Annotated in this window: 14 protein-coding genes; 9 read left to right on the top strand and 5 right to left on the bottom strand. The window is 51.6% G+C overall.

Features of this window, described 5'->3' with window-relative positions:
- Positions 1-126 precede the first annotated feature (126 nt).
- The gene (locus ACYU8Y_RS17900) at positions 127-903 is read left to right on the top strand and encodes a UDP-2,3-diacylglucosamine diphosphatase (RefSeq protein ID WP_460939420.1); all 777 of its coding nucleotides are present in this window, start codon (positions 127-129) and stop codon (positions 901-903) included.
- Between the two features lie 132 nt (positions 904-1,035).
- Here ACYU8Y_RS17900 and ACYU8Y_RS17895 read toward each other — a convergent pair whose 3' ends face one another.
- From ACYU8Y_RS17895 to ACYU8Y_RS17880, 4 genes are all read right to left on the bottom strand, one after another.
- Complete coding sequence (locus tag ACYU8Y_RS17895) at positions 1,036-1,764, bottom strand: carboxypeptidase-like regulatory domain-containing protein (protein ID WP_460939419.1); 729 nt, start codon at positions 1,762-1,764, stop codon at positions 1,036-1,038.
- A 111-nt stretch (positions 1,765-1,875) separates the two neighbouring features.
- Positions 1,876-2,709, bottom strand: coding sequence for a phosphatidate cytidylyltransferase (locus tag ACYU8Y_RS17890; RefSeq protein WP_460939418.1), 834 nt, complete (start codon positions 2,707-2,709; stop codon positions 1,876-1,878).
- Positions 2,690-2,908, bottom strand: coding sequence for a putative signal transducing protein (locus ACYU8Y_RS17885; RefSeq protein WP_460939417.1), 219 nt, complete (start codon positions 2,906-2,908; stop codon positions 2,690-2,692). Before ACYU8Y_RS17885 ends, ACYU8Y_RS17890 begins: the two co-directional genes overlap by 20 nt.
- Positions 2,909-2,972: 64 nt before the next feature.
- Positions 2,973-3,872 (bottom strand): lysostaphin resistance A-like protein, encoded by a 900-nt coding sequence (locus ACYU8Y_RS17880; RefSeq protein ID WP_460940319.1) that lies wholly within the window; start codon positions 3,870-3,872, stop codon positions 2,973-2,975.
- A gap of 241 nt (positions 3,873-4,113) precedes the next feature.
- On the opposite strand from ACYU8Y_RS17880, the gene dusB reads away from it, so the two are divergent.
- From dusB to frr, 4 genes are all read left to right on the top strand, one after another.
- Complete coding sequence (gene dusB, locus ACYU8Y_RS17875) at positions 4,114-5,103, top strand: tRNA dihydrouridine synthase DusB (protein WP_460939416.1); 990 nt, start codon at positions 4,114-4,116, stop codon at positions 5,101-5,103.
- Between the two features lie 83 nt (positions 5,104-5,186).
- On the top strand, positions 5,187-5,684 hold the full coding sequence (locus ACYU8Y_RS17870) for an acyl-CoA carboxylase biotin carboxyl carrier protein subunit (protein WP_460939415.1): 498 nt from the start codon (positions 5,187-5,189) through the stop codon (positions 5,682-5,684).
- A 42-nt stretch (positions 5,685-5,726) separates the two neighbouring features.
- Positions 5,727-6,461, top strand: a complete 735-nt coding sequence (gene pyrH, locus ACYU8Y_RS17865) for a UMP kinase (protein WP_460939414.1) — start codon at positions 5,727-5,729, stop codon at positions 6,459-6,461.
- A gap of 83 nt (positions 6,462-6,544) precedes the next feature.
- Positions 6,545-7,105 carry a ribosome recycling factor gene (gene frr, locus ACYU8Y_RS17860; protein WP_460939413.1) on the top strand — a complete coding sequence of 187 codons (561 nt, stop codon included), beginning with the start codon at positions 6,545-6,547 and terminating at the stop codon, positions 7,103-7,105.
- Positions 7,106-7,187: 82 nt separating this feature from the next.
- Here the strand turns inward: frr and ACYU8Y_RS17855 are convergent, their stop codons facing one another.
- Positions 7,188-7,442 carry a hypothetical protein gene (locus tag ACYU8Y_RS17855; RefSeq protein ID WP_460939412.1) on the bottom strand — a complete coding sequence of 85 codons (255 nt, stop codon included), beginning with the start codon at positions 7,440-7,442 and terminating at the stop codon, positions 7,188-7,190.
- Between the two features lie 110 nt (positions 7,443-7,552).
- Between ACYU8Y_RS17855 and ACYU8Y_RS17850 the strand changes: the two genes are divergently transcribed.
- The 4 genes from ACYU8Y_RS17850 to ACYU8Y_RS17835 all read left to right on the top strand — a co-directional run bounded on the left by ACYU8Y_RS17850 (position 7,553) and on the right by ACYU8Y_RS17835 (position 18,852).
- Positions 7,553-8,746: a glycosyltransferase family 2 protein gene (locus tag ACYU8Y_RS17850; RefSeq protein WP_460939411.1), complete on the top strand. Its 1,194-nt coding sequence runs from the start codon at positions 7,553-7,555 to the stop codon at positions 8,744-8,746.
- A 200-nt stretch (positions 8,747-8,946) separates the two neighbouring features.
- On the top strand, positions 8,947-9,768 hold the full coding sequence (locus ACYU8Y_RS17845) for a TolC family protein (RefSeq protein WP_460939410.1): 822 nt from the start codon (positions 8,947-8,949) through the stop codon (positions 9,766-9,768).
- Positions 9,769-9,777: 9 nt separating this feature from the next.
- A complete protein-coding gene (locus ACYU8Y_RS17840) occupies positions 9,778-11,967 on the top strand; it encodes a GumC family protein (RefSeq protein WP_460939409.1) in 2,190 nt (729 codons plus the stop codon).
- Between the two features lie 111 nt (positions 11,968-12,078).
- On the top strand, positions 12,079-18,852 hold the full coding sequence (locus tag ACYU8Y_RS17835) for an amino acid adenylation domain-containing protein (RefSeq protein ID WP_460939408.1): 6,774 nt from the start codon (positions 12,079-12,081) through the stop codon (positions 18,850-18,852).
- Positions 18,853-18,856: the final 4 nt, after the last annotated feature.

Genomic DNA, 18,856 nt, shown 5'->3' with positions numbered 1-18,856 from the left:
GCTAATTTAATCAGGAACATCGGCCTAAAATCGGGCAGAATATACCATCTGCGTACTGGCGGGTAAGCTGTAACGAATACGCGAATGAATCTGCTTGCGTACCTTTACGGCAGAATTACCCTATGCATGTCTGATCTCGAAACAATTCCGCTTGCCCCCGGCCGTAACGTTTATTTCGCTTCTGACTTCCACCTTGGCACGCCCTCTGTCGAGCAAAGCCACGAACGGGAAAAAATTATCGTTGCCTGGCTCGAATCCATCCGGCCCCATGCCGATGTCATTTTTCTGGTGGGGGATGTGTTTGATTTCTGGTTTGAATACAAGCACAGTATACCCAAAGGATTTATTCGTTTGCAGGGTAAGCTGGCCGAACTGACCGATGCCGGTATTCGCATTATTCTCTTCACGGGCAACCATGACATGTGGATGAACGATTACTTCACGAAGGAACTGGGCATTCCCGTCTATCGGAATCCGCGCCGGTACGAAATTGGCGACAAACACTTTCTAATCGGGCACGGGGATGGGCTCGGCCCCGGCGATTTCGTCTACAAACGATTGAAAACCGTATTCGAAAGCGGCTTTGCGCAAGGATTGTTTCGCTGGGTACACCCTGATCTGGGTATCGGGCTGGCCCAGGCGTGGTCGCGTCGGAGCCGCGCCAGTAACCAGGAGAAAGGGGAGGAACATTTTCTGGGAGAAGATCGGGAATGGCTGATGCAGTACTGCCGGGAGGTCGAGAGCCGCATGCACCACGATTACTACATCTTCGGTCATCGCCACCTGCCGCTCGATCTGGCCGTTTCGTCCACCAGTCGCTACATCAACCTCGGCGAGTGGGTATTCGCTAAAACCTACGCCGTATTCGACGGCAGCGATCTGACACTGAAAAAATGGACGTAATGAATACAGGATGTAGTTGGCTCACATACCGAGATTCTCATCGTCGGCGGGAGTCAGAAAGTAATCTTACCGGGCGTTCTGGCAGATAGAGCGACAAAGCGATAATGCAGTTCACTATAAACCGAGAGGAACTCAATTTCCGTCCTGTAGAACGTCTTTTCGGGTCAGGTTTTCCCGGGGCGCTTTGTTAAGTTCGCTACGCCACTCCTTTGTTTTTAGGTCGCCCCGTTTTACCGACCGGATAAAGTTAGCCCAGGCAAAAGGATTCGTGAAGGCAAACGTTGGCGTGGCACTGCGGCCAATAACCGATTCCCGCCCAAAAAATTGCTGATTCACAAAGTTCTGGTGGTTGGCGAGCGCACCCATAGGCATGGTGGCTGCCTGTCGCATAATGGCTTCCGGGCTGGTGTTTCGGGCCAGATTTTCGCGCTCTTTTTCATCGGGAAGTTTCAGGTTCACGAAGGCTTCCTTAAACAGTTCTTCCGTCGCGTACGGGTAAACTTTTACTTCGGCCAGTGTTTTAACGTCTTCCTGCAACGCTACGACCGCCGAGTACGTAAGGTCAGTTAACCGGCGCGGAATAATATGGTATTGCGTTCTGAAGCCTACATAGCTGAAAATGATACTGTCTCCCGGAAAAACTGGCAGCGCAAAATAGCCGTTTGGTGCCGACAAAACACCTTTTCCGGCCTTGGGAATGTAGATGTAAGCACCGGGTAAGGCATCGTTCGATTTACCGCCGGTGATAAAGCCCGTAAACGTAATCTGCTGCTGCTGACCCTGCGCGCGGGCGGTCGTGAAGAGTCCCGCAAGCGCAGACAATACCAGAATAAAAACAAATAACGTCAGTGACTTCTTCATAGACAAAGTTACCATACTACAAAGTAAACGACTAAAAGACCAGTAATGATTCGTATTACCCGAATTTTAAGAAAGTTTAGGCTTTACAGCCCTATTTTAATGTCGGCCGCTTCAGGCGAACAGCTTTAGAAACGTAATGATAAACGGAGCAGCCAGCAACAGACCATCGAACCGGTCCAGAAAGCCACCGTGCCCCGGTATGCTACTGCCGGAGTCTTTAATGGCAATACTTCGCTTGAACAACGACTCGACCAGGTCGCCGTACGTTCCGGTCACGACAATGATGCCGCCCACGCAGTACCACTGCCAGGGGCGTAGTTCGGGTGCCCAGAATGTCAGCCCCAACGCCACAATAGCCGCAGCGGCCGCGCCACCAATACTGCCTTCCCACGATTTTTTTGGCGAAACCCGCTCAAAGAGCTTTCGGCGACCAAACTTGGTACCGGCGAAGTAAGCGCCAATATCACTCGCCCAAAGCAGGAGCAGGCAGCCCGTAATAATCATGGGGTGGAAAGTGCCCCCCTGAAGCGCCAGGATAATGAGCAGCGCAAACGGCATGGCTACGTAAATAATGCCCAGAAACGTGAACCCAATGTTGGTAAAGGGTTTCATGTCCCGTTTTTTATACAGCTTGATGAGAAAAATCATGGAGGAAGCCGGGCAAATGAGGAAGTAATTTCCGGTTCCAATCTGGTCAGTCTCAACAAAGTAGGCCAATACACAAATCATGGTGCCAACCACCGTTCCGTAGGCGGTCAGGGGTTCAAACCCATCGAGGCCGAGCAGCCGGTAAAATTCGCGCTGGGTAAGGGCACTGACGAGGCAGAACAGCAACGCAAATGTCCAGGCGTCGTACCAGATCATGAACAGAATAAACGGAACCCCGGCCACGGCGGCAATGACCCGCTGCTGAAGGTTCGAAAGTTTAGCTAAACGTTGCTTCATTCTCAAGAATTACTTTAGCTAAGATTGCGTCCTGGGCCAATACATGAACCTCGCTTTTTCCTGAGCCAATGGTTGGATAACTGCTGCTTTGTTTATTGATAACAACCGCCGATATATCATGTTCAAGCAATAACGCTTTGGCTAATTCGGCCCTGTGGGGGAGGGGCGTCGAGTAAATTACTTCCCAGGTTTCTGTCATGGTATTGTCACGAATAAGAGGTTAGGCAAAAAAAGCACGAAGGTAACCGGATCGTGCCGACTGATCAGTGTTCGCCATTTGTCGCGGCTCGCTCCTGATTATGTTTCTGGAAATAGAGTAACAAACCCAGGGTGATAACTCCCGAAACCAAAACACCCGCCAGCGAAATGGACTCGGTACTCTCGATGTCCACAGAGACCAATTTCTTCTGGTACATATAGACCATGAGTACGGTAAATCCATTATTGACAAAGTGAGCCAGTATCGGTACCCATAAATTCCCCGACCATAGATACAGGTAGCCAAATAAGGCACCCAGCAACATACGGGGGAAAAACCCCAGAAACTGAACGTGAATGGCGCTGAATAAGGCAGCCGCCAGCCAGATACCGATGTGTGGATTTCTGGTCCAGACGGTTAGGTTGCGCTGTAGAATACCCCGGAAGAGGGTTTCTTCACCAATGGCCGGAATAACGGCAATCACGAGTATGGCAACCAGCAGCTGGCCTGTTGTCTCGAAGGTGGTTAAGTATTTGGTAATGCCTTCCAGGCCTTTCTCTTTATCCCGAATCCACTGCTCAACGGGGGCCAGGGTTTCGGGCAGGTGCAGGCTTCGGTTCCAGTCAATAATGAAGCTATCGAAGGGCATAAAAGCGATGACAATCACGCCAATCAAACCGAAGCCTGCTACCATCGAAACGGGACGGGCGTTGAACTGATCCCATGTCCGGCGTTCGATAAAGTACCAGTAGGCAAGGGCCGGCAGGAAAAACGTGCCGAGGTGATTGACCGCCTGGAGCACCATCAGTTCGTACCAGCTACCGGGCGCTGCCGACGGGTTAGCCGCTAACCGCGTAAGGTAGTTCTGGGCTTCGGTAAAGCCCATCCCTTTGCTGATCGCCATAATGCCAAAAAGCAGCAGCGTGCTAACAACCCCGCCAATCAGCACGAAACCGACCAGCATGGTTAGTCCGCCGATTGTTGGTGGTCTTGAAGAAGCGCCCTGGGGCGTATAACTTGGTTGCATAATTCGGGTAAATTTACAGACTAGTTCGCAGAAATCGTGCAAGGGAACCATTTCGGCCTTTGGATTGTGCTAAAACGTATATAAATAGCCTGTGGAATCGCACTGCTCAGGGCGATTCCACAGAAAGATTACCATCTATCACGTAATTAATTTCGGGTTTGAGGCCCGGTACTACCAAATGGTCAATATTGGTATGATACAGCTCCCGGATTTTCCGTTACTGCTTGCTCCGATGGAGGATGTCAGTGACCCGCCATTTCGTGCGGTTTGCAAGGCAAACGGTGCCGATTTAATGTATACTGAGTTCATCTCGTCCGAAGGGCTTATTCGCGACGCGGCCAAGAGTGTTCAGAAACTGGATATTTTTGAGTATGAGCGCCCCATCGGTATTCAATTATTCGGCTCCGATGTTGACACCATGGGCGAGTGCGCGCGTATTGCTTCGCGGGCCAATCCTGATTTGATCGACATCAACTATGGCTGTCCGGTGAAGCAGGTGGCTTGTCGGGGGGCGGGCGCGGCTTTGTTGCAGGACATTCCCAAAATGGTTCGGATGACCGAAGCCGTCGTGAAAGCAACCCATTTGCCCGTTACCGTAAAAACGCGGCTAGGCTGGGACGAGCGGACTAAAAACGTGGGCGACGTAGCCGAACGCTTACAGGATATTGGCATTCAGGCGCTCACCGTTCATGGCCGCACCCGCGTGCAGATGTACAAGGGCGAGGCCGACTGGACGCTCATTGGACGCATCAAAGAAAACCCCCGTATTCAAATACCAATCTTCGGCAATGGCGATATCGATTCGCCCGAAAAAGCGCTGGAGTATAAGAACCGATACGGTGTGGATGGGGTCATGATTGGCCGGGCCAGCATCGGACACCCCTGGGTATTTAACGAGATCAAGCATTTTGTTAAAACGGGTCAGCATCTGCCTCCGCCGACCGTTGCCGACCGGGTGGCCGTTTGTCGGCAGCACCTTGACTTCGCTATTCGCTGGAAGGGAGAAATCGTTGGGCTGTTTGAAATGCGCCGTCACTACGCTAATTATTTCAAAGGATTACCGGATTTCAAACCGTACCGGATGCGTCTGGTGACGATGGACTCGTACAGCGGGGTAAGCGATATTCTCAACGAGATTCAGGAAACCTACCTGGTCGAACTTGTTTAGGATGTATGGCTGACATAAACTAAGCCACCGGGTTTCAACCCGGCGAGAATGAAAAATAAGCTCAATCAATTTATAGACCCACCATGTACCAGACAACCCTGAACGACCAGCCTCTTACTGTGGACTTTACGGCTGATGGCCCACTCCTGAACAACGAGCCGTTTGGGTGGGATCTGGTAAAAATCAGCGACCGGTCGTTTCACATACTTCACCAGAGTCGGTCGTATACGGCGGAAGTGCTGGACGTAAATACGGCGGACAAACAGGTGAGTCTGAAGATAAATGGCCATATCCACCATGTCCAGCTCAAGGACCGCTTCGACCTGTTGCTCGAAAAAATGGGCATGAGCGCGGCTGCGGGTACGAAAGTCAACGAGTTGAAGGCACCCATGCCGGGCCTGATCGTGGGTATCAGTGTGCAGCCGGGCGATGTGATCAGTAAAGGCGATAGCCTGCTGATTCTGGAAGCCATGAAAATGGAAAATAACCTGAAAGCCCCCGGCGACGGAACCGTAAAAACGATACGAATTGCCAAGGGTGATCGGGTCGAGAAAGGACAGGTGCTGGTAGAATTCGTGTAAGAATTGCTCGTTTTTCTTATCTTTGCCCGCAAATTCTCCCTCATGACATCGCAAACAAAGTATAAACGCATCCTGCTCAAGCTGAGTGGGGAGGCTCTTGCTGGGCCGAACGGTTACAATATTGACCCGGCTGTACTGGAACAATACAGTCAGGAAATTAAACAAGTCGTCGATCTGGGTGTAGAGGTGGCCATTGTCATTGGCGGGGGCAACATCTTCCGGGGGGTGTCTGGTGAGCGTTCCGGAATCGACCGCGTACAGGGCGATTACATGGGCATGCTGGCCACCGTGATCAATGCCATGGCACTCCAGAGTTCGTTTGAGAAACACGGCATGTATACCCGCGTAATGTCGGCGATCAAAATGGAGCAGGTCTCCGAACCCTACGTACGTCGGCGGGCGGTGCGTCACCTCGAAAAAGGCCGCGTCGTTATTTTTGCCGCCGGTACTGGCAGCCCGTACTTCACGACCGACACAACGGCTAGTTTGCGGGCTATCGAAATTGAAGCCGATGTGGTCCTCAAGGGTACCAAAGTCGATGGCGTTTATACCGCCGACCCGATGAAGGACAAAAGCGCCACTCGCTATACCACCATCACCTTCGATGACGTTTACGAAAAGAAACTGAGCGTTATGGATTTAACGGCCTTTACGCTCTGCCAGGAAAACAACCTGCCCATCATTGTTTTTAACATGAACACCAAGGGTAGCCTGCTTCGGTTGGTGCAGGGTGATGATGATCAGGGAACGCTCATCACAATGAAATTGCCAGAATAAATCAGTTGATGTGCGATTTACGATTGGTGACGTAGGCGTCGCCTGAATCGGATTTTGTACATCGTAAATCGTACATTATACTCATGGAAGAAATCGAGTTATTTCTCGACGATGCAAAAGATACGATGGAGAAGGCGCTCAAGCACCTGGCCATTGAATTGACTAAAATCCGGGCTGGTAAGGCAAATGTCGGCATGCTCGATGGTATTCAGGTTGAATATTACGGGATGCTATCTCCCTTGCACACGGTTGCCTCCATTAACACGCCCGACGCCCGTACCATTGTTATCAAGCCATTTGAAAAAAAACTCATCGGTGAAGTCGAAAAGGCCATCCGCAATTCCAGTCTCGGCCTTAATCCAAACAACGACGGCGAACAGATTCGGCTGAGCATTCCACCTTTAACCGAAGAACGTCGGCGTGACCTCGTAAAAAAGGTAAAGCAGGAGGTGGAAACGGCTAAAGTCAACGTGCGGAATATCCGAAAAGAAACAAACGACGATATCCGCAAGCTTATCAAGGAAGGGGTATCGGAAGATGCCGTCAAAGTAGGTGAAGAGCGCGTTCAGAAACTGACCGATGCGTTTATCGCCCGAGTCGATGAAACCTTTGTGGCCAAAGAAAAAGATATTATGGTGGTCTAGACGATTATTGACCGCTTCTCAACAGCCTGAAAGCCTGTCCGACTTGTTATTGGGCAGGCTTTCAGGCTGTTGGGTGTCCTGCCTAGCGTATAGACCGAATAGCCGCTTTAACATAATGCTGGGCAGTTCGGCTGATGAGTTCATCCTCAACATGTATGATGCGCTCTCCCCGGTGTTCGTACGGCCACACTTCTCCTGTGAGGAGGTCAAACGTGCCATAGGGTAGCAATTCATACTCCTCGTAACCCCAAAATAAGAAATCAACGGCATCGACACGGTTTTCAAACCCCATCGCATATGCAATTTCCTGCTGAGCGAAAACAACGATGTAGCGCATATTACTCTATACGCAGGAATGAGGAGCGTGGTTGCGTCGTTTTTGTGACCTGATCCGAAATTGGTGGTCAAAAATAGAAAGAAAATACCCGCTAGTATGCCGGGTTTATTATGATCATCGTCTATTTCACCTACCTGATTTTACTGGCAATCGTTGCTCTCAATGTTCTATACTGGCTTGTCTTCTCCATCGCCGGCCGACTTGGTCGGGCTGACGATGTAAGTGTCGATCCGGCAACGTCCGTTTTTAGGAAAATAGGGGTTTTAATTCCTGCCTACAAAGAGGACGCCGTTATTGTCGAATCCGTTACCGAAAATCTGAAACAGCGGTATCCTGCCGATCGCTACGAGCTGATCGTCATCGCCGACTCGTTTCAAATCCAGACGCTGGCCCGGCTCGCTACCTTACCCATCAAAGTGCTGCAGGTATCCTTTGAGGTATCAACAGTAGCCAAAGCCATCCGATCGGCGTTGTCCCGGTTGCCATTGGAGCAGTATGATATTCTGGTGGTGTCGGATGCCGACAATCACATGGCGCCCGATTTCCTGAGCCGCATAAACCAGGCATTTGCCCAGGGCTGGAAAGCCGTTCAGGGACACCGCGTTGCCAAAAATATCAACACGAGCGTTGCCATTCTGGACGCTATCAGTGAGGAGATAAACAATCACATTTTTCGGAAAGCGAGTCGCGTACTGGGCCTTTCGTCGGCAACCATCGGCTCGGGCATGGCCTTCGAACCTGGCCTGATGAAAGCCGCCATGGCCACGCAACACACCATGGGCGGTTACGATAAAGAGCTGGAAACGAACATCGTATTGAGCGGGCACAAGATCGCTTATCTCGAAGAGGCCTTCATTTATGACGAAAAGGTAGCCAACCGGGCTGTCTTTGAAAACCAGCGTACCCGCTGGATTGCCGCTCAGTGGCAGTTTCTTACATCCTATTTCTGGCAGGGAATCGCCGAAATTCTACGTGGGCGGATTGCCAGTGGCTTTAAAGTATTGCAAGCAGTTTTTCTGCCTAAGATTCTCCTGCTGGGTGTATTGTTCGTCTGTATACTGGGCGGCTTACTAAGTGGCGATTCGAGTTTGTGGGCAATTCCCCTTCTTCTCCTGATTACGCTGTGCGGCAGTTTGATTATTTCGGTACCGACTCATTTGTGGAAGCGAATTACCTTCCGTGAACTACTGCTTGTGCCGCTGCTACTGCTCAGCTTCGTACGGGCGGTTCTTAACATGCGGAAGGCCTTCAAGCGGTTTATGCACACGCCACATACGAGCACAACGGGTACTCCTGTGTCTTAGTTGTTTTCATTTTGTGACAATCTGAATATAAAACAGTCAAAATAGTTAATCTATATAGGAGAATTGGTTAGTAAAATAGTTGAACGATCAAGTCTATTTAACGCACCATTTAATAAACAATCGATTCGTTACCAGCCAGTCTCCCTACTTTGTATAACCGCTATTAACGTGAGATGTATAAGCACGTGGCACTGTAAATCATGTTCAGAATAAAGTTTAGTTTTTTCACTGTAATCAATAAGGCTGGCCTTATTTTATTTCTCGGTCTGTTAACGTTTTCTGTTTGCTCCGGCCAAAGCCGGGGAGGCCGTGGGCTGGTATCGTTTGGCGCGTCATCTGGTTTGGCCGATGATACCTTGTATCTCGATATCAATCAGGACATTGCCGTTCAACTGATGCCATTCGATGAGATTATGAAAGTGGCGGTCTCTCATTCGCCCCTCATCAAATACCAGAATGAGGTCTCCAATTCGCTCAGTTCATCCTACGAGGTGGCCAAACGCCAGATTTTACAGAATGTCGCTGGCTTTGTAAACTACTCAACGGGTGATCAGTCTATTGTATCCTCCGGTTCAGCCTCCATACCGGGCCGGGATGCCCTCGGGCAAATTTCGAACGGATACCGGGTAGGCGTTGATGTCAGACTACCCCTTTACGACCTGTTTGGCCGCAAGCATCAGGTAAAGCAGGCTTATTCGAACTACAAAGCGTCGGTTATTCAGCGGGATGTTGTTGAACTGCAACTGAAGCAAAGCTTGATCGGTATTTATCAGGACATGATCACGACCCAGCAACTGCTGAAAATAAACCTGATCGATGAGCAGGCTTCCTTGACGGCGCTGCGGGTAGCTGAAGTTGAAATTCAGAAAGGACGGACAACGGCCGATGCACTGGCGCTGATCACGAGTCGGTATGTGCAGGCTAAAACGGCCTCGGAGCAGGTTAAAGGAAACTTTCTGAAAAATGTCCACTACTTCGAAGCGTTGGTAGGAATGCCTATTCAGCGGTTGAAACGTAATTAAACAACTCGTATGTCGATCGATGTCTTTCTGCGCTTATTAAAACAGCACATCATCTGGTTTGTACTCATCCCGTGCATAACGGCGGGTGTGGCATTCTTTGTCACGCGCGATGAACCCAAGGTGTATAAGTCGCAGGCAACGCTGTATACGGGTTTAGTCTCTCGGTATTCGTTGCTATCGGATAAACAAAACTCATTTACGGACCGCTCGGCCAGTGCGTTCGACAATATTCTGACGACGCTCAATTCGCGCGAAACCCTGCTTCAGATCGGGATTGGCCTGCTGAGCGATCACCTGCGTCTTCAAAAACCGGATACACTGGTCTTGGGAAATGCAGGGTTTCAAAAACTGCATCAGGCATTAACCCCCGATTGGCAAAATCTATACTTCATCGCGGGTGATTCAATTCTGCTGCATCGCACCATCGATAGTCTGGCGAAATCAACGGCCGACAACCCTATAAAAACCCTATTGCTGAAGTCAGATTCTTATTATTCCATCAATCGGTTAGGCGAAAACATTAAAGCAACCGCCCGGAAGAGTACCAACGACGTGATGTTGATGGAATACGAGTCTGACGACCCGGCCGTATCCCAGCGTACACTTACCCATGCCATTACTATTCTGAATAACCGCTACTCAACGCTCAAAACGTCTGAAACGAATTCAGTCGTTGGGTATTACGAAGACAAACTGCAAAAAGCTAAAGAGAAACTTTCGCAGGCGGAAGCGAACCTTCGGGCGTTCAGCGCCAGACACCAGGTGCTGGATTATGATGAGGAAGCCCGTAACGTGGCTGCGTCCCGCGAGGCACTCAACAACGAGTACAATCAGGAGTTGATGCGCAAAAATGCCGCAAAAGCGTCTTTGGATGCACTTAACCGGCGCATGGGGCAGCAGGGTAGCATTCGCTCGGCCAACAATGACCTGGCTGACAAACAAAAGAAACTGACCGACGTAGAAAATAAACTGGCCAACGCCCGCGCCTACGGACAGCCCAAACATGTGATCAGTCAGTTGCAGGCAAGCGTAGCCCAGGCGCAGGAAGAGCTAAAAATGAGCGCCCAGAAATACGATGCTGCAGCTAATTCGTCCGATGCGGTTCCAACGCAGACAATGGCCAATGATCGTCTGGCAAAATCACTGGAATATGAAGAGTCGGCCGCCCGTCTGGAATTGTATCAGAAGCGGATGTCGGAGTTTCAGGCCAAAACCAATGAATATGGTCCGTTGGGTTCACAACTGCGCGAGTTAAACCGGGATTTGGCGGTTTCGGAAAAAGCGTATCTCGACTTGCTGCAAAACGTTGATCAGTCAAAGACAAAACGGCAGGACGTATCCATCGGTGGAACCCTCGAAATCATCGATGCACCGGATTTCCCGTTACAGCCTTTGTCGTCCAAGCGTTCGCAGTTGATCATGATCGGTTTAGGCGTTGGTATTTTTATCGCTCTGCTCTTAACGGCGCTGCGCTTTTGGCTGGACAAACGCATCCAATCACCCGAGCAAGCCGAAGCGCTGGTGGGTATGCCCGTCACCGCCCTGTTTCCAACGGTAAAAAAACCACTTGTTTATTCACGTGTAACCCGGGCGTCGCGAAGCATGTTTGAGCAGCTCTTCAATGCCATCAATATTGAAGTATCTCAAAATGCCGCGAAGTCCTATCCGCCCATTATTACGCTGTTCAGCATCCGTTCGAAGCAGGGGAAAAGTTGGGTCGCCAATGGGTTGACTCAGTTGTACGACGTGGCTGATCAGAAAGTAGCGTATTGCTACCCACGGACCAACAGCAAAGAGCAACGGGAACAACAGCGAAACATCACATTTTTCCCCTATACCGTTCGCCCTGATTTCATGAATGTGACGGGTATTGACTACCTGATTGATTATAACCAGGGGTTTGATATTACCCAGTATGACCGGATTATTCTGGAAGTACCGGCTTTAATCAATAACCAGATTCCGACGTATCTCCTTAAAGGAAGCGCCCTGTCGCTTTTGGTCATCGATGCCAATAGCCCCTGGGCGAGAGCCGAAAAACAACTGCTCAGCATGTACGTTCGCGTAACCAATCAACCCATCTTAACCGTGTTGAACCGGGTCGAAGGAAATTACGTCGATGTGCCACGCCAGGCTGATGCAATGCAAATACCAATGAGCACAGATCGTTCAGTACAAGCTCAGCGCACGTTTCTGTAAGTTGCTCAATACCAAAAGGGTAATACTTGGTAAATAACGCATTCTACTCGTCGGCCAATCGAGGGGCGAGCAGAATGACCGAATGCTACTCAGTCTTAATTAGTTAACGGTATGCGTGTCTTCGTTGATAAAAATGTGAGCCAGGATAGTCTTCGGCCGCAATTTGTTCATCAGCTTGTCGATCAGGTTGCTCTTGAAAACCCGAATCAAGTTGCGGTGGTGTACGGCGATCAGTCGTTGACGTACGATCAATTGAATGACCGGGCGAACAGGCTCTGCCAAACTATTTTGCAAGCGGATACGGGGGCTAAACTGATTGGAGTAAGTACCTCGCGCAACCTGGAAATGGTCATTGGGGTGCTGGCCATCCTGAAGTCGGGTAAAGCCTATTTGCCCCTCGATCCCGCTTATCCTGAGCAACGTCTCCAGAAAATCATTGCCGACTCGGGCCTTCGGACAAGTGTGACCACCGATCAGGACAAAGGCTTGTTTGAGCAATTGGGGCTGACCGCCATCGCATCCGACGCCGACCATCCTTATTTTTTCCAGCCCATTCCGCGTCAGGGTAGTACGGCTTATGTACTGTATACATCTGGCTCGACCGGCAATCCGAAAGGCGTATGCATGGGGCATGGCCCGCTCATGAACCTGTTGCAGTGGCAGGAAAAAAACTCGGTCGCTGGCCTGGGTACGCGGACGTTGCAGCTTGCCCCGCTTAGTTTCGACGTTTCGTTTCAGGAAATTTTTGCGACACTGACCACTGGCGGAACGCTGATGCTAGTGGATGAGGCCTTACGGCTTGATCTGAACGCGCTCCTTCAGTTTATTGATAAGCAGGCCATTGAGCGGCTTTTTCTGCCGTTCGTTGCCTTGCAGTATCTGGCCGAAGCGGGTGTGAGCCTTCATCAGTTTCCGAAAAACCTCCGTGAGGTTATGACGGCTGGTGAACAATTAAAGATTACTCCTCAGATCGCTGCGTTTTTTTCGGCCTTACCCGCCTGCGTACTCTACAACCAGTACGGTCCTACAGAATGCCATGTTGTTACGCAGCTTAAACTGGAAGGAAACCCCGAAAACTGGCCCCATTTGCCGACAATTGGGCGTGTTATCGATAACGTAAACCTGTTCGTTGTCAATGACCAGTTGGTTCCGCTGCCCGATGGCGACGTTGGTGAGTTGTGCTTCAGCGGAGCCTGTCTGGCCGAAGGGTATTTAAATCAACCCGCTCTGACGGACGAGAAATTTATTTCGTTAGCCATACCGTCAACTGCCGAGACGGTGCGTGTTTATCGAACCGGTGATCTGGGGCGTTTCCTGCCTGATGGCACTATCGAGTTCCTGGGTCGACGGGATGATCAGGTGAAAATTCGGGGGCATCGGGTCGAACTGGGTGAGATTGAAGTCATTCTGAACCATACCGCGGGTATTAAGCAGGCCGTTGTGATGGCGCGGGAGATGGCCGATGCCCAGAAACAACTGGTGGCGTATCTGATCGCCAGCCCCGGCTATACGGATACCGTCGCAATTCGCCGGGAGCTTGAGCAGCGACTGCCCGAGTATATGATGCCATCGGCTTTTGTCTGGATGGATGACTTCCCGAAAACCAGTAGCGGCAAAGTTGATAAAAAACAACTACCCGAACCCAGCCGGAACAGACCCGAACAGACATCGGCGTATCGAAAGCCCAAAACAAAGCTGGAACAGACCGTTGCCGGTATCTGGAGCAATCTGCTGCGAATCGATAAAGTTGGTCTGGATGACAATTTCTTCGAGTTAGGGGGAAATTCACTGCTGGCTCAGAAGACCGTGGCTGCCCTGCATCAGGCGCACTACGGTTTGCCCGTCACGAAACTTTATCAATATCCGACCATAGCGGGTATCGTTCTCTATCTGGATCCCAGCTCGGCCGAAAAGGCGAAGCGGAAAGCGGGTTCTATTTCTGCCGCAGATAATACCGCGAAAAATCAGTCGGCTGATATTGCGGTAATTGGCATGGCTGGCCGTTTCCCCGGTGCCAGCACCATTGATGACTTGTGGGATGTGCTGACGTCGGGTAAAGAAACCACCCGCTTCTTTACCGATGCCGAACTTGATTCGTCGGTGCCCCAGGCGCTCCGCCATGATCCATTATACGTAAAAGCGCGTGGCATCATCGACGGAGCCGAGCAATTTGATGCCCAGTTTTTTGGTCTGACGCCCATTACGGCTCAATTGATGGATCCGCAGCAACGGGTTTTTCTGGAAATAGCCTGGGAAGCCCTCGAACAAACCGGCTACCTGCCCCAGCAATATGCCGGACGGGTTGGTGTGTTTGCCGGAAGCGGGAATAACACCTATTACCTGAACAACATTCTGGGTCATAAAGAGCTGATCGGTCAGGTGGGTGCCTTTCAGGTGATGACTCTGAACGAAAAAGATTATATAGCCTCGCGTACAGCCTATCAGCTCAACCTGAAAGGACCGGCCGTGAGCGTTTACTCTGCCTGTTCGACGTCTTTATTGGCCATCACGCAGGCCGTTCAAAGTATTCGTAATGGCCAGTGCGACGTAGCGCTGGCAGGTGGCGCTAGCATTACAACGCCGATCAAGAGTGGCCATTTATACCAGGAAGGCGTGATGCTGAGCCGGGATGGGCACTGCCGCTCGTTTGATGCCGATGCCCAGGGAACCGTTTTCAGCGATGGGGCAGGGGTCGTGCTGTTGAAAAATCTGGAGGCCGCCCGGCGGGATGGCGACACGATCTATTCGGTTATTAAAGGTGTCGGGGTGAATAACGACGGTGGGGGCAAAGGTAGTTTTTCGGCGCCCAATGCCGAGGGGCAGGCAGGAGCTATCGCCATGGCTATTGCCGATGCCGCTATCGATCCGGCTACGATTACGTATGTTGAAGCACACGGAACGGCCACGCCTTTGGGCGATCCGATTGAAATAGAGGGGCTTGTCCAGGCGTTTGGCGAACAGGACCAGAAGCAGTACTGCGCTATTGGCTCCATCAAGAGTAACATGGGGCACCTGACGCAGGCCGCCGGGGTGGCTGGTTTCATCAAAACCACGCTGGCCTTATACCATCGGCAGATACCCGCATCGCTGAATTTCTCGAAACCAAACCCGGTTATTGATTTTGACAATAGCCCATTTTTCGTCAACACAACCCTGCGCGATTGGACATTGACGGAGAGTGAATCATCAGAAGTTGGTGCGAATACCCGCCAGTCGTATCCACGACGGGCCGGGGTGAGCTCGTTTGGTGTGGGTGGTACGAACGTGCACGTTGTGCTGGAGGAATTTAAACCGGAAGCACCTGCTTCTGCCGATGGCCAACCCGCCAATGCCGTTGAACAAACCACGATCAAGGTGAATCCACGGGCGGCACAGCTAATTACGTGGTCGTCGAAGACAGCGGTCAGCCAGAAAGCGTATGCGCACCAACTCGCTGAAAAGCTGCAACGAGATGAGTCAATCGAGTTGGCTGATGTAGCGTTTACCCTTCAGACAACGCGTCCTGATTTCAGCCACCGCTCGTTTATCGTGGCCACATCGAAAGATGAATTAATCGAGAAGTTACGGGCTGAACCTGTCATACAAAAAGCAGACGGACGCCCCGAAGAAGTTGTTTTTCTATTTCCGGGTCAGGGGTCACAATACCTCAACATGGGCCGGATGCTCTACGAACAGGAAATCGTATACCGAGAGGCCGTCGATGAATGCGCGACCCTGCTCATGGATCAGTTGGCGCTGGATATTCGGGAGGTCATGTACCCGCAGACAGCCAGTTCGGAGGCCGAACAGCGACTGAAAAATACCCGATATACCCAGCCCGCTCTCTTCGTCACGGAATATGCCCTGGCGCGGTTGTGGATGAGTTGGGGAATCGAGCCATCCATCTTTTGTGGCCACAGTGTCGGTGAATTTGTGGCGGCTCATCTGGCTGGTGTTTTCTCCCTGCCGGATGCCTTGACACTGATTGCCGCTCGCGGAAAAATGGTGAGTCAATTGCCGCGTGGCGGAATGCTTTCCGTTCGGAAGGAGGCTGCCCAGGTGCAGGCCATGCTTCCCGATACGCTGTCTATGGCGGCCATCAATAGCTATACACTATGTGTGGTGGCCGGACCTGACGAGCATATCGCTGATTTCTCCCGATTGCTGGACGAAAGCGAAATACCGAATCAGCCGCTGGCGACAAGTCATGCTTTCCATTCCATGATGATGGATCCCATTGTCGACGCGTTTGCGAAGATCGTGGCAGGTGTGCAGTTGCATCAGCCCAAAATGCCCGTTGTCTCCACCTGCACGGGCAACTGGTTAACCGATGCCGAGGCCACCGACCCACACTACTGGGCAACGCACCTGCGCTCGACCGTTCGTTTTTCGGAAGCGCTCGATACGATCTTTACCATTGAAAAGCCCCTTCTCCTGGAAGTGGGTCCCGGTCATGTTACGGCGACGCTCGCCCGCCAGCAGGCCGGTAAAAAACCAGCTACCGTGCTGGCCGGCTTGCCTAATCAGCCCGATTGGACAAAAGCCAGCCAGGCTATTGTGACGATACTGGGCCAATTCTTTCTAAATGGTATGGAGCCCGACTGGAACGCTTTTTACGCCGGGCAGCATCGGAAGAAAGTAAGCTTGCCAACGTACGCCTTTACCAAAAAGCGTTGCTGGCTCGACCCCATACTGGTTGAACCGGCCCCGGTTGCGGCTCAACCAGCACCGTCTCCCGATCGGGCGGTTGTTACCAACGAGAATTCATTGCCTTATCCTGCGATTGACCCTAATCACACCATTATGAGAAAAGACGCCTTACTCCTGAAAGTAAACCAACTGTTAGAAGATGCTTCCGGTATCGACATGGTCGGTGTGGCACCGACGACCAGTTTTCTGGAAATCGGTTTCGACTCGTTGTTATTGACGCAAGTGGCGTTGAACCTGAAGAAAGAATTCGGCCTGCCAATCACGTTCCGGCAGCTAACATCGACCTACACAACGCCGGAGCAATTGGCTGATTACTTAAATCAGATGATGCCTGCTGACGTGGCGCAACCGGTTTCGCAACCAGCGCCGGTGCCAGTACCGGCACCAACGCCTGTTCCGGTTAATGAAGTGAGTAGCCCACCGGTTTATGCCGTTGCGCAACATGATACGGCTCTGGGGTTGATTGCCCAGCAGTTGCAGCTCATGGCAAAGCAGGTGGCCTTACTTCAGGGCGGAGCCCCACAGCCAATGTCTGTTCCTCAGGTAGCGGTGCCGGTTCAGGCACCCGTATCACCAGTACCGATGAACGTAGCGAAGGATCCCGTTGCTGCGGATAGTGCCTTGACGCCGGAAGAAAAAGTCGAACTAAAAAAACCGTTCGGTGCTACCGCCCGGATCGAGAGACAGGCGTCTGCGCTGACGCCGAAACAGCAGGATTTCTTAGCCCAGCTTACCCAACGGTATAACCAGAAAACGAAGGCCAGCAAAGCGTATGCCCAGGAGCATCGCAGCTACATGGCCGATCCCCGGGTCGTATCGGGGTTCCGTCCGCTTACCAAAGAAATCGTTTATCCGCTGGTGGTGAATCGCTCCAAAGGCAGCCATTTGTGGGATATCGACGGGAATGAATACATCGATGCCCTGAATGGGTTTGGTTCCAATCTGTTCGGCTATCAGCCCGATTTCATCAAAGACGTGTTGCACGAACAAATTGAAAGTGGGTATGAAGTTGGGCCCCAACATAGCCTGGCGGGTGAAGTCAGCCAGCTAATTGCGGAGTTGACAGGGATGGACCGCGTAGCGCTTTGCAACACGGGCTCGGAAGCTGTTCTGGGGGCTATGCGTATTGCGCGTACGGTAACGGGCCGTTCCCTGATCGTGGCTTTTTCGGGTTCGTACCACGGCATTGTCGATGAGGTATTGGTGAGAGGGACGAAGAAATTGAAATCTTTTCCGGCTTCCCCCGGTATTATGCCCGAATCGGTGCAGAACATGCTGATTCTGGATTATGGAACGGAGGAAAGCCTTCAAATCATCCGGGAGCGGGCCCACGAACTAGCCGCTGTACTGGTTGAACCCGTGCAGAGCCGTCGGCCGGAATTTGTACCGGTTGAGTTTTTGAAAGCGGTACGAACCATTACGGCCGAGTCGGGTACCGCACTGATTTTCGATGAAGTCATTACGGGCTTTCGTACGCATCCGGGCGGTACGCAGGCCCTGTTCGGGATCAAGGCAGACCTGGCGTCGTATGGGAAAGTTGTGAGCGCGGGCCTGCCCATCGGTGTCATTGCGGGTAAGCGGGAGTACATGGATGCCCTCGACGGCGGCTTCTGGCAGTACGGGGATGCATCGGTTCCTGAGGTGGGCGTTACGTATTTTGCCGGTACGTTTGTGCGTCATCCGCTGGCGCTGGCTGCGGCAAAGGCGGCCCTGGTATACATGAAAAATGCGGGGCCACAGCTACAGGCAGCGCTTACCCGGAAAACGGAACGGCTGGCCAAAGCCATGAATGCCGTCGTTGACCAGTGGCAGGTGCCCATTCTGGTGGCCAGTTTCGGGTCGTTGTGGAAGATCAAGTTTAAGGAAGAGTCGGCGTATTCCGAACTGCTCTTTACGCTCATGCGGGAAAAGGGAATTCATATCTGGGATGGTTTCCCCTGTTTTCTGACCGAAGCCCATACCGATGCCGAAATAGACACGATGATTCATCAGTTCACGGAGAGTTTGCGAAGCCTGCTGTCGACTGGTTTTTTGGGCGGCACTAGAACGGCAGCACATACAGATGGTTCGTCGTTTGTCGGTAACACGCCACCTGCCCTTGGCGCTCGGCTAGGTCGAGATAGAAACGGGAATCCGGCCTGGTTTATACCCAATCCAGAGCAACCAGGTAAATATTTACAGGTTGAACTAAATTGAGTAC

Source organism: Spirosoma humi, from assembly GCF_054776575.1.
The sequence above is the reverse complement of the archived record's forward strand: the minus strand, read 5'-3'. Positions and strand labels throughout refer to the sequence as shown.

What these genes read in the sequence shown, in the direction of transcription:
- ACYU8Y_RS17840 (WP_460939409.1), top strand. Translation starts at nt 9,778, where the DNA reads ATGTCGATCGATGTCTTTCTGCGCTTATTAAAACAGCACATCATCTGG.
- ACYU8Y_RS17835 (WP_460939408.1), top strand. Translation starts at nt 12,079, where the DNA reads ATGCGTGTCTTCGTTGATAAAAATGTGAGCCAGGATAGTCTTCGGCCG.
- ACYU8Y_RS17890 (WP_460939418.1), bottom strand. Translation starts at nt 2,709, where the DNA reads ATGAAGCAACGTTTAGCTAAACTTTCGAACCTTCAGCAGCGGGTCATT.
- pyrH (WP_460939414.1), top strand. Translation starts at nt 5,727, where the DNA reads ATGACATCGCAAACAAAGTATAAACGCATCCTGCTCAAGCTGAGTGGG.
- ACYU8Y_RS17895 (WP_460939419.1), bottom strand. Translation starts at nt 1,764, where the DNA reads ATGAAGAAGTCACTGACGTTATTTGTTTTTATTCTGGTATTGTCTGCG.
- ACYU8Y_RS17845 (WP_460939410.1), top strand. Translation starts at nt 8,947, where the DNA reads ATGTTCAGAATAAAGTTTAGTTTTTTCACTGTAATCAATAAGGCTGGC.
- ACYU8Y_RS17885 (WP_460939417.1), bottom strand. Translation starts at nt 2,908, where the DNA reads ATGACAGAAACCTGGGAAGTAATTTACTCGACGCCCCTCCCCCACAGG.
- ACYU8Y_RS17850 (WP_460939411.1), top strand. Translation starts at nt 7,553, where the DNA reads ATGATCATCGTCTATTTCACCTACCTGATTTTACTGGCAATCGTTGCT.
- ACYU8Y_RS17855 (WP_460939412.1), bottom strand. Translation starts at nt 7,442, where the DNA reads ATGCGCTACATCGTTGTTTTCGCTCAGCAGGAAATTGCATATGCGATG.
- ACYU8Y_RS17870 (WP_460939415.1), top strand. Translation starts at nt 5,187, where the DNA reads ATGTACCAGACAACCCTGAACGACCAGCCTCTTACTGTGGACTTTACG.
- ACYU8Y_RS17900 (WP_460939420.1), top strand. Translation starts at nt 127, where the DNA reads ATGTCTGATCTCGAAACAATTCCGCTTGCCCCCGGCCGTAACGTTTAT.
- dusB (WP_460939416.1), top strand. Translation starts at nt 4,114, where the DNA reads ATGGTCAATATTGGTATGATACAGCTCCCGGATTTTCCGTTACTGCTT.
- ACYU8Y_RS17880 (WP_460940319.1), bottom strand. Translation starts at nt 3,872, where the DNA reads ATGCTGGTCGGTTTCGTGCTGATTGGCGGGGTTGTTAGCACGCTGCTG.
- frr (WP_460939413.1), top strand. Translation starts at nt 6,545, where the DNA reads ATGGAAGAAATCGAGTTATTTCTCGACGATGCAAAAGATACGATGGAG.